Source organism: Methylobacterium sp. 4-46 (assembly GCF_000019365.1).
Lineage (GTDB): Bacteria > Pseudomonadota > Alphaproteobacteria > Rhizobiales > Beijerinckiaceae > Methylobacterium.
On the sequence record NC_010511.1, the window covers coordinates 5,151,010 to 5,164,987 of the forward strand.

General features: G+C 69.9%; 14 protein-coding genes and 1 pseudogene. 11 read left to right on the forward strand and 4 right to left on the reverse strand.

The annotated features are described in order from the left end of the window. Positions 1 to 15 precede the first annotated feature (15 nt). From M446_RS22485 to M446_RS22510, 6 genes are read left to right on the forward strand one after another with little or no spacing between them, the layout of a single operon-like run. Positions 16 to 879: an ABC transporter permease gene (locus M446_RS22485; protein ID WP_012334407.1), complete on the forward strand. Its 864-nt coding sequence runs from the start codon at positions 16 to 18 to the stop codon at positions 877 to 879. Continuing rightward, positions 879 to 1,955 carry an ABC transporter ATP-binding protein gene (locus M446_RS22490; RefSeq protein WP_012334408.1) on the forward strand — a complete coding sequence of 359 codons (1,077 nt, stop codon included), beginning with the start codon at positions 879 to 881 and terminating at the stop codon, positions 1,953 to 1,955. Before M446_RS22485 ends, M446_RS22490 begins: the two co-directional genes overlap by 1 nt. Continuing rightward, complete coding sequence (locus tag M446_RS22495) at positions 1,952 to 2,983, forward strand: extracellular solute-binding protein (protein ID WP_012334409.1); 1,032 nt, start codon at positions 1,952 to 1,954, stop codon at positions 2,981 to 2,983. The genes M446_RS22490 and M446_RS22495 overlap by 4 nt, the downstream gene beginning before the upstream one ends. Before the next feature lie 15 nt (positions 2,984 to 2,998). Next, positions 2,999 to 3,826, forward strand: coding sequence for an ABC transporter permease (locus M446_RS22500; protein ID WP_012334410.1), 828 nt, complete (start codon positions 2,999 to 3,001; stop codon positions 3,824 to 3,826). A 19-nt stretch (positions 3,827 to 3,845) separates the two neighbouring features. After that, positions 3,846 to 5,468 carry an amidohydrolase family protein gene (locus M446_RS22505; protein WP_012334411.1) on the forward strand — a complete coding sequence of 541 codons (1,623 nt, stop codon included), beginning with the start codon at positions 3,846 to 3,848 and terminating at the stop codon, positions 5,466 to 5,468. Continuing rightward, the gene (locus tag M446_RS22510; protein WP_012334412.1) at positions 5,465 to 6,487 is read left to right on the forward strand and encodes a CobW family GTP-binding protein; all 1,023 of its coding nucleotides are present in this window, start codon (positions 5,465 to 5,467) and stop codon (positions 6,485 to 6,487) included. The genes M446_RS22505 and M446_RS22510 overlap by 4 nt, the downstream gene beginning before the upstream one ends. Before the next feature lie 54 nt (positions 6,488 to 6,541). Here the strand turns inward: M446_RS22510 and M446_RS22515 are convergent, their stop codons facing one another. Continuing rightward, entirely contained in the window at positions 6,542 to 6,781 is a 240-nt protein-coding gene (locus tag M446_RS22515; protein ID WP_043701521.1) for a hypothetical protein, read from the reverse strand. A 360-nt stretch (positions 6,782 to 7,141) separates the two neighbouring features. Between M446_RS22515 and M446_RS22520 the strand changes: the two genes are divergently transcribed. Beyond that, positions 7,142 to 7,369, forward strand: coding sequence for a hypothetical protein (locus M446_RS22520; protein ID WP_012334414.1), 228 nt, complete (start codon positions 7,142 to 7,144; stop codon positions 7,367 to 7,369). Positions 7,370 to 7,409: 40 nt separating this feature from the next. Here the strand turns inward: M446_RS22520 and M446_RS22525 are convergent, their stop codons facing one another. After that, positions 7,410 to 7,703 (reverse strand): hypothetical protein, encoded by a 294-nt coding sequence (locus M446_RS22525; RefSeq protein ID WP_236728649.1) that lies wholly within the window; start codon positions 7,701 to 7,703, stop codon positions 7,410 to 7,412. 553 nt (positions 7,704 to 8,256) lie between these two features. On the opposite strand from M446_RS22525, the gene M446_RS22530 reads away from it, so the two are divergent. The 3 genes from M446_RS22530 (at position 8,257) to M446_RS22540 (ending at position 9,847) form a co-directional block, all read left to right on the forward strand. Further along, positions 8,257 to 8,511 carry a hypothetical protein gene (locus tag M446_RS22530; protein WP_012334416.1) on the forward strand — a complete coding sequence of 85 codons (255 nt, stop codon included), beginning with the start codon at positions 8,257 to 8,259 and terminating at the stop codon, positions 8,509 to 8,511. Positions 8,512 to 8,695: 184 nt separating this feature from the next. Then, positions 8,696 to 9,379 carry a sigma-70 family RNA polymerase sigma factor gene (locus tag M446_RS22535; protein ID WP_012334417.1) on the forward strand — a complete coding sequence of 228 codons (684 nt, stop codon included), beginning with the start codon at positions 8,696 to 8,698 and terminating at the stop codon, positions 9,377 to 9,379. A gap of 201 nt (positions 9,380 to 9,580) precedes the next feature. Beyond that, on the forward strand, positions 9,581 to 9,847 hold the full coding sequence (locus M446_RS22540; RefSeq protein WP_012334418.1) for a hypothetical protein: 267 nt from the start codon (positions 9,581 to 9,583) through the stop codon (positions 9,845 to 9,847). 85 nt (positions 9,848 to 9,932) lie between these two features. On the opposite strand, the gene M446_RS22545 is transcribed toward M446_RS22540, so the two are convergent. After that, entirely contained in the window at positions 9,933 to 11,411 is a 1,479-nt protein-coding gene (locus tag M446_RS22545; protein ID WP_012334419.1) for a methyl-accepting chemotaxis protein, read from the reverse strand. Between the two features lie 869 nt (positions 11,412 to 12,280). Between M446_RS22545 and M446_RS39755 the strand changes: the two are divergent. Then, a pseudogene (locus M446_RS39755) lies at positions 12,281 to 12,646 on the forward strand (tyrosine-type recombinase/integrase); the annotation flags it as partial. A 255-nt stretch (positions 12,647 to 12,901) separates the two neighbouring features. Here M446_RS39755 and M446_RS22550 read toward each other — a convergent pair. Next, a complete protein-coding gene (locus tag M446_RS22550) occupies positions 12,902 to 13,855 on the reverse strand; it encodes an NAD-dependent epimerase/dehydratase family protein (RefSeq protein ID WP_012334420.1) in 954 nt (317 codons plus the stop codon). Positions 13,856 to 13,978 lie beyond the last annotated feature (123 nt).

Here is a 13,978-nt window from a genome sequence, read left to right on the forward strand (position 1 = left end):
ACCGGTGGCGTCCCCATGAGCGTCGCATCCCTTTCCCCCGCCTCCGCCCCGGCCCTCGCCGCGAGGCCCGGCCTCTCGGTCCGGCTCGGCCGGGCGGCCTTCCTGGCCGCCGTCATCCTGGCCTACGCGGTCATCTTCGCGCCGATCGCCATGGTGATCGCGATCTCGTTCTTCGACCAGGAGATCGTCACCTTCCCGCCCGACGCCCTGACCCTGCGCTGGTACGTCAACGCCTGGGCCCAGCGCGACTTCGCGCGCGGCTTCGCGACCTCGCTGGAGATCGCGCTCGCCGCGACGGCGATCGGCGTGCCGCTGGGCACCGCCGCCGCGCTGGCGCTGGTGCGGGGCAGGATCCCGGGGCGCGGCCTGATCAACACCTTCCTGCTCGCGCCGCTCGCGGTGCCGGCGATCGTGGCGGGCTCGGCCCTCTACATGTTCTACCTGCGGGCCGAGGACTGGCTCGACATGGACATCAAGGCCACGTTCGGCGGCCTGGTGGCGGCCAACGTGCTGATCACCATCCCGTGGACGGTGCGCCTCGTCGGCGCGAGCCTCGCCGGCCTCGACCGGGCGGCCGAGGAGGCGGCGGCGAATCTCGGCGCCCGGCCGCTCACGGTGTTCCGCCGCATCACCCTGCCGATGCTGCGGCCCGGCATCGTGGCCGCCTCCCTGTTCTCCTTCGTGGCGAGTTTCGAGAATCTCGAACTCAACCTGCTCCTCGTCGGGCCGGGCCGCACCACCCTGCCGGTCGCGATGCTGAGCTACCTGGAATTCCGCATGGACCCGACGCTGGCCGCGGTCGCGACCGCGCAGATCGCCATGGTGACGATCCTGATGCTGGTCACCGACCGCTTCGTGAAGCTCTCCCGGGTGGTGTGATGGGCACGCTCCTCCTCGACGGCGTCTCGAAGCGCTACGGCGACGCGACGGCGGTCGCGCGCGTCGACCTCGACGTCCGCCAGGGCGAACTCGTCGCCCTGCTGGGGCCGTCGGGCTGCGGCAAGACCACCACCCTGCGCATGGTCGCGGGCTTCGTCGAGCCGAGCGGGGGCCGGGTGCTGATCGGCGGGCGCGACGTGACCCGGCTGCCGCCCTACGCCCGGGACACCGGGATGGTGTTCCAGTCCTACGCGCTCTTCCCGCACATGAGCGTCGCCGACAATGTCGGCTTCGGGCTGGAGATGCGGAAGGTCGGGCGGGCCGAGCGCGACCGGCGCGTCGCCGAGGCCCTGCGCCTCGTGCGGCTCGACGCGCTGGCCGACCGGCTGCCGCGCCAGCTCTCGGGCGGGCAGCAGCAGCGGGTCGCCCTCGCCCGCGCCCTGGTGGTCAGCCCGGCGGTGTTCCTGCTCGACGAGCCGCTCTCGAACCTCGACGCCAAGCTGCGCGCCGAGGTCGGGCTCGAGATCCGCGACCTGCAGCGGCGGCTCGGCCTCACCACCCTGATGGTGACCCACGACCAGGACGAGGCGCTCGCCATGGCCGACCGGCTCGTCGTCATGGAGCACGGCCGCGTCCTGCAGGTCGGCAGCGCCGAGGATCTCTACGAGCGCCCGGCCAACACCTTCGTGGCCGGGTTCGTCGGGCGCTGCAACCTGCTCGCGGGCGAGCGCGAGGGCGCGGACCTGTTCCGGCTGCGCAGCGGCGCCGCCGTGCCCTGCGCGCCGGACGGCGGCGCCCGCGCCGGCATGCTGGCGATCCGGCCCGAGCGGGTGACCGTCTCGCCGGGCTCGGGCGAGGCCGGCTCCGCCGCCACGCTGAAGGCCCTGACCTACCTGGGCGCGCGCACGGAGTACCACCTCGACCTCGCCGGCGAGGCGATCGTCGCCGTCACGCCCACGCCCCTCCCGGCGGATCCGCGCCGCCGCCTCGCGGCGGGCGACCCCGTCCGCATCACCTGGTCCGCCGACGCCGCCCGCGTCATCCCGCTCGACAGCGCAGGAGCCCCCGCCCGATGATCACCCGTCGCACCATCCTCGCCGGAGGCGCCGCCCTCGCGCTCGCCGGCACCCGCGCCCGGCCCGCCCTCGCCGAGACCTCCTCGATCGTGGTCGGCACCTGGGGCGGCGATTACGGCGCGCTGCTGCAGCAGAACATCGACATCCCGCTCGTCAAGCCGCTCGGGATCGAGGTCTCGCAGGACATCGCCAACAACGATCCGCGCCGCACCAAGCTGATCTCGGAGAAGACCAGCCGGCGCGGCAGCATGGACGTCGCCTGCATCAACGATATCGACAGCTACGTGCTCAGCCAGCTCGGGGTGCTGGAGATGGTGCCGGCCAGCGCGGTGCCGCGCCTGTCGGCGGTGCTGGACGTCTTCCGCAAGCCGCATTCGATCCCGCATATCTACTCGGCGCTCGTGGTGCTCTACAACCCGAGCAAGGTCAGCGCGCCGCCGAAGAGCTATGCCGACCTGTTCGACCCGAAGTACAAGGGGCGGGTCGGCTTCTCGGACATCCTCTACAGCTACAACATGGCCGGCGCCAATATCGGGGCGGGCGGCACCATGGGCGACTTCGCCAAGGGCAAGGCGGCGCTGTTGGACCTCAGGAAGCTCGACCCCAAGGTCTACCCGTCGAACGAGGCCCTGGCGGCGGCGCTGAAATCCGAGGAGGTCTGGCTCGCGCCGATGTGGCTGGCGCGCGGCTTCATGTGGAAGCAGGCCGGCATCCCGGTCGAGATGGCGGTGCCCGAGGAGGGCGCGGTGCCGATCCTGTTCGAGGCCGGCGTGCCCAAGAACTCGCGCGCCAAGGACGGGGCCTTCAAGTACCTGAACGCCATGCTCGACCCGCAGGCGCAGGTCGCCTTCGCGGCCAAGATGGGCTACGTGCCGACCGTGAAGGACGCCAAGCTGCCGGAGGATCTCGCCCGGCAGATCAGCCTGACCGAGGCCCAGCAGGCCAAGCTCCACCCCCTCGACTACGCCTACATGCAGCAGCAGCAGGCCGCCTTCACCGACTTCTGGAACAAGGAGTTCAAGGCCTGATCGGCCGGCTCCGCCATGATCGCCCTCATCCTGCCGGCCGTGCTGGTCGTCGGCGCCCTGCTGATCGGGCCGATGGTGCTGCTCGCCCGCATCTCGCTCAACCAGTACAGCCCGACCCAGCTGATGATCGAGGCGACGACGGCGCAGAACTACCTCAACGCCGTCGCCGACCCGTATTACCGCGGCGTGATGGCGACGACCCTGGTCATGGCCTTCACCTGCACGGCGGTGACGCTGGCGCTCGGCTTCCCGGCCGCCTACCGGCTCGCCCGGATGGAGAGCCGCTGGAAGAGCCTCGTCACGGTGCTGACGCTGATCCCGCTCCTCGTCGGCAACGTGGTGCGGGCGGCGGGCTGGATGGGGCTGCTGGGCCAGGACGGGCTGATCAATGCGGGGCTCCAGGGCCTGCGGCTGACCGCGGAGCCGCTCCGGCTGATCTACACGCCCGGGGCGGTGGCGGTCGGGACGATCGCGGTCGTGCTGCCCTACATGATCCTGACCCTGGCCTCGGTGATCGAGAGCATCCCGCGCGCGGTCGAGGAGGCGGCGGCGAATCTGGGCGCGGGCGCGCTCACGGTGTTCCGCCGCGTCGTGTGGCCGCTCGCGCTGCCCGGCACGGTGGCGGGCTGCGTCCTGGTCTTCATCCTGTGCATGAACACCTACGCGACCGCCGTGCTGCTCGGCGGCTCGCAGTTCAAGATGATGGCGCCCGCCGTCTACGACCAGTTCTCGAAGGGCATGAACTGGCCGTTCGGCGCCGCCCTCGCCTTCATCCTCCTCGCCGCGACCCTGATCCTGACGGTGCTCGGCACCGCCCTCCTCGGCCGCCGCTACGCCCGCTGACTCGACTGGAGTAGACCCGATGACCGACGCGGCGATCCCGGCCGGCACCCTGCCCGGCAACGAACTGGCGGCCGAGCGGGCGAGGGCGGGCCAGCCGCCGCTGGTCCCGGCGACCGCGCGCGACCGCGGGATCGGGCCGCATCGGCGGCTCGTCCTGCGCGGCGCGACCGTGATCGACGGCACCGGCGCCCCGCCGATCGGCCCGACCGACATCGTGGTCGAGAACGGCCGCATCACGCTCCTCAAGAAGGTGACGGGCAACCTCGCCACCAGCGCGAACCGGCCCGCCCCGGGCGACCACGAGATCGATTGCCGCGGCAAGTGGGTGACGCCCGGCTTCGTGGATTGCCACGCCCATGCGGGCGTCGCCTACCACGCGGCCAACGGCTGGGTGCCGCCGGTCGAGTACGTCTACAAGCTCTGGCTCGCCCACGGCGTCACCACGGTGCGCGAGATGGGCTCGTTCAACGGCCTCGACTGGATGCTCGACCAGAAGCGGCGCTCGGCCGAGAACACGATCGCGGCGCCGCGGCTCCTCGCCTACAGCTACTTCCCGGCCGTCAACGACATGCTGAAGCTGGTCCACACGCCCGAGGAGGGGCGGGCCTGGCTGCGCAGGCTGAAGGAGCGGGGGGCCGACGGGGTCAAGTTCTTCGGGGCGCCGCCCGCCATCATGGAGGCGGCCCTCGACGAGTGCCGCCAGCTCGGCCTGCGCGCGGGCTGTCACCACGCCCAGATGGCGGTGACGCGCATGAACGCGCTCACCACCGCCAAGTGGGGCCTCACCAGCGCCGAGCATTACTACGGCCTGCCCGAGGCCCTGTTCGAGGACAGGGTGGTCCAGAACTTCCCGCTCGACTACGATTACAATGACGAGTATTTCCGTTTCTCGGTCTCCGGCCAGATGTTCAGGCAGGGTGCGGAGCCCGGATCCAGGAAGTGGAACGAGGTGCTGGAGCAGTTCCTCGAACTCGGTTTCACCTTCGTGCCGACCTTCACCATCTACGACGCCAACCGCGACCTGATGCGGGCGCGCCAAGCCGATTGGCACAAGGAGTACACCTGGAAGTCCATGTGGGACTACTTCACGCCGCAGCGCGGCGGTCACGGCTCCTACTGGTATCGCTGGTCCACCCAGAACGAGATCGAGTGGAAGGAGAACTATCGGCTCTGGATGGCCTTCATCAACGAGTACAAGAACCGCGGCGGCCGGGTCTGCGCCGGTTCGGATTCGGGCTTCATCTATCAGATCTTCGGGTTCGGCTATATCCGCGAGCTGGAGCTGCTGCAGGAGGCGGGGTTCCACCCGCTGGAGGTGATCCGCGCGGCGACCTCGCAGGGGGCGGCCCTGTGCGGGCTGGAGGACGAGATCGGCACCGTGGAGGTGGGCAAGCGGGCCGACCTGCTCGTGCACGACCACAACCCGCTCACCGACTTCAAGCTCCTGTACGGGACCGGCGCGCTGCGCCTCGACGAGGCGACCAACGGCGCCACCTGGCACCGCGGGCTCGCCAAGACGATCAAGGACGGGGTGATCTACGACACGGCCGAACTCCTCGCCGACGTGCGCGCCCTCGTCAGCGCGACCTGGGAGGAGGCGGTCCCGGCCCGGTACGCCGCCGCGCAGGCGCCGGGCGCGTGACGGACAGCCTCGACTTCGTCGTGCTGACGGGCTTCCTCGGCTCGGGCAAGACCACGCTCCTGCGCGACTTCCTCGGCCGCACCGAGGCGGCCGATACCGCGATCATCGTCAACGAGGCCGGGGAAATCGGCCTCGACGGGCTCATCCTGCGCGAGACGGGCGGCGACGTCCCGATGAGCATGCTGTCGAACGGCTGCGTGTGCTGCCAGGTGACGAGCGACCTCGCGCGGACCGTCGAGGCCCTGCTGTCCGCGGAGAGGCCGGACGCGTCGGGGCCGCTGCGCCGCATCGTCCTGGAAACGAGCGGCCTCTCAAAGCCGGGTCCCGTGCTGCGCCAGCTCGCGAGTCTCGCCGCCCTCCGGATGCGGGTGGCGGTGGTGGCGACCTACGACGCCGCGAGGGGATGGGCGACGACCGGGTTCGAGGAGGCGGCGGCGCAATGGGCCGCCGCCCACCGCATCGTCCTCACCAAGCTCGACGCGGTGCCGGAGGCGCGCCGCGACGCGGCGCGGGCGGAGAGCGCCGCCCTGAACCCGCTCGCCGAACTGGTGACCGACCCCGACCGCGGCGCCGCCGTGGCGGCCGCCTTCGCGCCCCTGGCCCATCCCGGCCGCGAGCCGGCGACGCCGCTTCCGGTGTCGGGCGGGGCGCATCCGCGCGTGGCGGTGCGGCTCGGGCGGCCGGCCGGTCCCCTCGCCTACGACGACCTGGCCGCCTGGCTCGACAACCTCGCGGGCCGGCTCGGCGACCGCCTGCTGCGCCTCAAGGGCCTCGTGCGCGTCGCGGAATCCGAGCGCCCGCTCCTGGTCGAGAGCGTCGGGACGCTGTTCTCGCCGCCCCGCCCGTTCGGCCGCCCCGGCGAGGGCGCAGCGCCCTTCGTCGTGGTCATCGCCCGCGACCTCGCCCCGTCCGACCTGGAGGGCGTCGACCCCGTCGGCCTGTTCCGGTTCGCGCCGTGGAGGGACGGCAACCCCTTCCTCCGCGCCGCGCCGGCCGGCAGGCCGCGGGCCGAGCCCTGACGCGCGGCCCGGCGCGGGCGAGGCGCACGGGCGGGCGTCGCCCTCTCGCGGCCGTCAGTGCAGCCGCGGGTAGCACTGGCCGCCGGACGCGTACCAGCCGGACCCGCAATTCAGGCGGCCCGTCCGCTTGATCGGCCTCACCGGCCGAGGCGGCCACGGCCGGGTGTCGGTTTTCGGATAGCAGCTCGGTCCGCAGATGGTGCCGCCCCCCGTGTTGGGGGACGCCGCGGAGGCGCCGCCCAGGCTCGCGGCCCAGAGCGAGGCCGCGAGGGCACTCAGGATGATGGTCCTCATGGCGTTCCTGCCTCGGATCGGTTCGAAGGTCGTGGTCGGCCTCGCGGCGGAACGGCGCGGCGTGCCTGACACCCTTCCTACGGCGCCCCGCAGGGACCGACCGTGTGCCGCCACACCCGGTCGCCGTCCGGGCCCGGCGCGCCGGCGGGTGCCTTCGGCGCGCCGGCGGGCGCCTTCGGCGCGGCTGCGGGAGGCCCGGCGCGGATCACCCGGACGGGGTCCGCGGGGCGGGCGCCGCGTCGTCGGCCCTGCCCTGTGCTCTGGCGCACCGACGCCTGTTTCTGCGAGGCAGAAACAGGCGAGCGTGACCTTCGGCTATGGACCGGACATTCGGAGCACCAATCGTCAGGGAGAAAGACCATGAGAGCATGCTGCCTCCTCACAGTCGCATTTCTCTTCACGGTTCCGTCCGACGATGCCTCCGCGGCGAGTGATCTCGACCGGCTCGACGATCATGTGTCGAGCAGGATCAGCACCAAGACCATCGAGGCGCATCTCAGCCGGATTCAGGATGCGTTCCGGCGCGCCCGCACGAGCTGGTATCATCCCGTCCGCTACCGGACGGCTTTTCCGACCCTCGGCCGCTGATCCCGGCAGCCGCCGCGGCGGGCTCGCCGCGGGCGGCCCGTCAGCCCGTGGCCGCGCCCATCTCCGCGGCCGGACGGACCGCCCGGCTCGCGTCGAGAGCGTCCCGGACGACGCGTCGGGCCGTGGCGGGCGCGAGCCGGTCCGCGCGCGGCGGGATCGGCCCGTGCTGGGAACGCAGCCACGCGGCGGCCGCCAGGAGCGCGGCGCGGTCGAGCCGACGCGCCAGCTCGTCCTCGCGCAGCTGCTGGGCCCGGACGCTCAGTCCGGCGAAGTGCAGGAGGAGCCGCTGGGGCACGTCGTCGAGGAGCAGCCCCGGCGGGACCGCCTGGGCCATCGGCGTCTCCTGCGGGTCGGTCCGGATCGCGGAGGTCGCTGGGGCCATCGGCGGCTTGGGCTTGCGGTGATCTGATTTATCGGTCGGCACGGCCTTGCGGCAGGCGGCCGCGGCAGCAGACCTGTGCCACCACCGTCGCTCCTTCCGAGCCGGTTAAGCTTCTATTAAATCAAGAGAGAAGGCCAGGGCGCTCAATGCACGAACAGCAATATCATAGCAAAACTTGCGCCCGCCGTTCCAATGAGACCTGCAGTTGCAATCATCTCAACGATCATTTCAGCCTCGCGATGAATTGTGACAAGTCGTACCGGGCTCGAACGGGTTTGGCAACTGGGCCGCCAACACCACGGACGGCTGGACGGAGGCGCCACGCGGACCGGAAAGGCAGTCCGTCCCGTCGTCGGCCGACGGCCTAAGTGCCTCGGCCGGCTGACGGCCGAGCTTGGCCCGGTCGGGCGCAGGATTGCAGTGCGCTGAAGATCGGGGTCGAAAGGTGAGGTGAAATCAGCACAGAAGATTGCCACGAGTGTGTCAACGTGAGCACACTGGTGGGATGTCCTGGAGCACGCCCACGTCGCACTTCCAGCTCTGGCTCCTGTGGCCGCGACCGGACGGCGTCGGCGTCGTGACCGATCACCAGGATCTGGGCGTCGCCACCAGGGAGGTGGCGGTCGCCGCCGCGGCGGATCGGGCCTGCGAGCTGTTCTCTCGGTCCGAGGGCGTCGTGATGCTGCTGGACGCGGCGGGCCAGCTCGTCTGGTCGCGGCGGAGCGGGATGAAGCGGCCGGGCCAGCCCTCCGGGCCGTGACGGCGGCGCCTCGCGGGCGCCGCTCCGCCGCGGCGATCAGGACCGCGAGGAATCCGGCGCCGCATGCGGCCCCTACGTAGTCCTCCGAGCTGCGCCGGCCGCGCGAACGAACAGTCCATCGGAACCTGAGCGGCAGGGACATACTTGTTTATGTAGTAGAGACTATTGTCGGAAGGGAAAGCGCGTGCCGTTTGACCTTGTCGGCGAGGTGCAGGCTGCTTCGCCTGTTCCTCCCGTGCTGCCGCCGTTCCTGCGCGACGATCTCGGCGGGCGGTTGCGCGCCGGCTACGCGGCCTTCGTGGCCGAGCCGCAGCCCCGCGCCCTGCTCGATCTCGTCGCGCGGCTCGAGGACGCCCTGGCCCGGGCCGAGGCGCCCCGTGACTCGTTCCGGGACGAGCTTCTGGCCGCGATGCCGGCCCTGCGGCTCTTCGCGATGACCCTGGCGGCCGACGCGCATCAGGCCGAGGACCTCGTGCAGGAGACGCTGCTGCGCGGCTGGCAGCACCAGCAGCGCTTCCAGGCGGGCACCTGCCTGCGGGCGTGGCTGTTCACCATCCTGCGCAACCAGTTCTACACGACGTGCCGCAAGCGGCGCCGCGAGGTCGAGGATGCCGACGGCAGCGCGGCGCAGCGCCTCGCGGTTCCGGCGGATCAGGACGACGGCGTCGCGTTGCGGGAGACCTGGGAGCAGGTCGGCAGGCTGCCGGCGCACCAGCGCGAGGCGCTGCTGCTCACCGCCCTGCAGGGGCTCTCCTACGAGGCCGCCGCCCGCGTCATGGGCTGCCGGGTGGGCACGGCCAAGAGCCGCGTCAACCGCGCCCGGATCGCCCTGACCGAGGCACTGGGCGGCGAACCCGCCCCGCCGTGAGGCGGTCGGCTCGGAGAACGCCGCTCTCGCCGGGGATAGAAGTATAGCGGCGCGCCAGGACGGTATCGTTCTGCATAGAGGTGTTGCGCTCGCGTCCCTATCACGCTCCGAACGTCCCCGCGCGCCCGGGCAGCGTAGCTTTTGCGGTTCGGCTTCGTATTCTCCGGTCGGCCGTCACGCGTGCGGCAACCCGGGGGAGACATGACCATCAAGATGATTGCTGCCAGCGTCGGGATCTCCGTCGCCGCACTCGCCTTTCCGGCCCTCGCGCAGGGCACCGCGGAGCAGCAGCAAGCCTGTACGCCGGACGCGATGAGCCTGTGCGGCGAGCACATCCCGGATGCCGGCCGAGTGAAGGCCTGCCTGATCAGCAAGCGGACGAGCCTGAGCCCGGCCTGCCGCGCGGCGATCGCCGCCAACGATCCCAAGCCCGCCGCCCCCCGCAAGCGGCGCCGCAAGCACGCGTGAGCGGCGCGCCGGCGGGGGGTGGCGCGCAGGCGCTCCGCCACCGCCCCGTCGCCTCGCGGCGCTCCGGCGTCGGCATCGGCCGCGCTCAGGCGGCCAAGCCTCGCGAGAACTCGCGCACCTGCAGGGTCGCCTCGTTGACGCGCTGGGTCGAGGACGCGATCACGCCGATGCTCCGGGAGATGTCGGCCACGGCCGAGGTCATCGCCTGCATGTTGGAGGACATCTCCTGGGCCACGGCGGCCTGCTGCTCGACGGACGAGGAGATCGCCGCCGAGATCTGGTTCACCTCGCCGATGGTCGCGCCGATGCCCGCGATGGCGGCGGCGGCCTCGCGCGCGGCGCCCTGGGTCTGGGCGATCTGCGCCCCGATGCTCTCGGTCGCCTTGGTGGTCTGCGCGGCGAGGGTCTTCACCTCCGCGGCGACGACCGCGAAGCCCCTGCCGGCCTCCCCGGCCCGCGCGGCCTCGATCGTGGCGTTGAGCGCCAGCAGGTTGGTCTGACCGGCGATCCTGTCGATCAGATCGACGACCTCGCCGATGCGCTGGGCCGCGGCGGCGAGGCCGCCGACCACGGCCGAGGTCGCGTCGGCCTGCGCGACGGCGCGGCCCGCGACCTGAAGGGCGCGCTGGACCTGCCCGCTGATCTCGCCCACCGAGGCGGCGAGTTCCTCGACGCCGGCGGCCACGCTCTGGGCGTTGCCGGACACCTGCTCGGCGGCGCTCGCCGCGCCGACCGCCTGCTGCGAGGCCTGGGAGACGGAGGTCGCGATGCTGTCGAGGTCGCTGTCGACGGCCCTGTGCAGGCGGGCGCGCTCGAGGCGTTCGGTCACCGCGGCGGTGACGTCGGTGGCGACCTTGACCACCTTCACGAGGCGGCCGGACGCGTCCGCGACGGGGTTGTAGGTGGCCTGGATCCAGACCTCGCGGCCGCCCTTGCCGACGCGCTTGTACTCCGCCTGCTGGAATTCGCCCCGGCGCAGCGCCTCCCAGAAGCGGGTGTAATCCGCCGATTGCCGCTCGGCGGGATCGACGAACATCGCGTGGTGGCCGCCCCTCACCTCGTCGAGACCGTAGCCGACGATGGTCAGGAAATTGCCATTGGCAGTGACGATGGTGCCGTCGAGGGCGAACTCGATGATGCCCTGCGAGCGGTCGAGCGCGCGCATCTTGCCCTCGAAATCGGCGTTGCGCAGCTTCTGGGCCGTGACGTCGGCGGCGCATTTCAGCACGGCGTAGGGCTTGCCGCCGCGGCCGACGAGCGGGTTGTAGGACGCCTGGATCCAGACCTCGCGGCCGCCCTTGCCGATGCGCCGGTACTCGCCCGTCTGCGGCTCGCCGCGGCGCAGGGCGTCCCAGAACAGCCCGTAGGCGGCGCTGTCCCGCTCAGCCTCGGTCACGAACAGGCTGTGAGGCCTGCCCCTGATCTCGTCGAACTCGTAGCCGAGGACGGACAGGAAATTCCGATTGGCGGTGAGCACCGTGCCGTCGAGGGCGAACTCGATCATGGCCTGCGACCTGGAGATGGCGCTCAGCCGCGCAGCGGCACCGGTTAGAAGCTTGAACATCACGAGCCCTCTTTCGTGCGAACCTTGGCCTTTCGCGTCGGCGATTGGCGACAGCCGGGCTTTCGAAGTTCTTGACGCAATTGCACAGCCGATAGCCGATCTCGCAAGCTGCCGTAGGCAAGCCAGACTAATCTTGTGCCGATTGCGAGCCAGCGGCTGGCGAATGACAACCTTTTTTGAGCAACACATTCCATGCCGGTAGCCCAATCCACCGAGACCGGCCGTGAAACATATCCATGTGAAATGCGTAAAATTGTAATTGAATGCAAAATAACCGCAGGATCCAGGCCTGCTCGCTGCAGAAATGCTGTCCGGAGAGTCGAATTAGGACGAATTTCATCAATGCGAGGAGCTAGGCCGCAATCCGAGGCCGCCGGGGTCATCGCGACCACCTCGCCGATCCTCCTGACGGCCGACCTCGCCGGACGCCTCAAGGCCGTCGATTGGGGCCGTCACGATCCTCGCCGCCTCAGGGAGCCGCCGTCGCCGCGGCGGCCGTCCCAGGGACCGGGATCGTATTTCGAGCTGAATGGATGGTGCCGCCGGGGAGGATTGAACTCCCGACCTCGTCGAAGCGCCGTGCGGAGGCCCTGACACTTGAGGCATTGATCGGCGATTGGGATCGGAAGCATCTCAGCCACGGACGGGAGACGTACCGGCGGGACATGGTGGCGCGAATCAAGCGTACGCTGCCCGGTCTGCTGACATGCCCGTCGGCGTCGCTGACGCGGGCGGACGTGAGGCGGGCGCTTGATGCCGCACGCAAGGGCGATCACCTCGCAAGGAACGGCGAGGCTAGCAATGCCGCCGCCCGTGCCGAGCCCTCCCGAGATGCCTCGATTGCCGCGACTGGGGCCGGCTGTCGGGCCATGTTCAAGTGGGTCATCAAGGCCGAGCTCGTGACGGCCAACCGGTTCCACAACCTCCCGCTCGCCCCCGCGAAGCCCGAGCGCGACCGGTGGCTTGACGCGGACGCGGTAGGGGCGGTGTACGCAGCAGCGGCGGCGATGCCGTACCCGTTCGGCCCGCTTATCAAGCTGCTTGTGCTCACCGGACAGCGCCGCAATGAGGTCGCGGGCATGCGGTGGTCCGAAATCGATCTTGAGCGCTCAACATGGACGATGCCGGCAGACCGGCAGAAGAACGGCAAGCCGCATGTGGTTCATCCAAGTGCGCCCGCGCTTGCGATTCTGCGCGCACTCGCGACCGTGCGTCGTGGAAGCGACCTCCTGTTGACGACAACGGTCACAACGCCGATCTCCGGCTTCTCAGATGCCAAGGATGATCTCGACGCCCGTAGCGGAGTCACGGGATGGCAGTGGAAGAATCTCAACCAGTTCGACCTCGTAGAGAGCACTGCAAGTGGTTCGCTGCATCCGCGCAGATGTAGGTGTCGAGGTACCGGGAAACCCCGTAGGAGATTCGGCACGGGGCCGCGGAGGGTCCGATCGGGTCGGGCCGGACGCTCGCCCTCCGGCGACGTGCAGCGATCAGCACGACAGGCACACCGCCAAGAGAAGGCCACCTCGCATTTGGATGGCTTCGATCGTGGAGAGCAGGCCCTGCCGAAGAGGTGTTGTCGCGAACCAATCGAGTTTCTTGGCCGCGTCGATTGGATCTGCGATCTGTTCGCGCTCCATCAAGCGGTTCGGGACGTTCCCAAAGGCTAGTAGGTCAGGCTTGCCCATAAGTTCGCCAATAATTTTTAGCAGATCGCACAATCGGGTTGCCTTCCCGGTCCCGATCTCAATCGGTTTGACATCGGACAGATCAGCAATGCCTGCGCGCAAGAACGCGTCTATTACATCATCTACATAAACCCAATCGAGCAGACGATCGCCTTGAGAAAGCTGGGCTGTCCTTCCCTCTAAGAGAGTCTGTATGGTGTAGGGGATGACCTTATAGTCTTTCTGCCCAGGTCCGTATGTCATCATGAGGCGCAGAGTGGTCACCGGAAGTTCGTAAAGCGACGCGAACATGCGGGCGTAGCCGCAGGACACCCATTTGGCGGCCGCATAAGGGGACGATGGCACGGCGTCGTCCGCGCTGCCCTTCGGCTCCTCGAGGGAGCCTGTCATCACCATGCGTCCGATGCTGTGCCGAGTCGCTTCGGTCAGCACGTTCGTTGTTGCAATGACGTCGTTGCGTAGACTGTCGGGGATCAACGTGAGTTCTTGGCCTCCCCGACTGTCACTCGTGAGCTGATAGACGATGTCGGGCCGCACCGCCCGGAACACCGCCGCAACCTGCTCGGCGTCGCTCGCGTCGCAGCGATGCCATTCGGCGCCTAGGTTTCGATGCCCCGGATCTGCGCTGCGAGACGCTCCAGTCACGCGGGCTCCGCGGCTGACAAGCGCCCGAACGAGATGCTGGCCCAGGAACCCAGTCGCGCCGAAAACGAGCACTCTGGCGCCCCGAAGCTTATCAAGATCGATGGACGTCATGGCTGACACCTTAATATGTAGAATCCTGTGCCGCCAAATCGGCTGCGCCCTGCGTATCGGATCGGAAATAGAGACATGACGAAGCACGGCTCTCCGGTGGGTCGGTTTCTGCGGAGATTAATG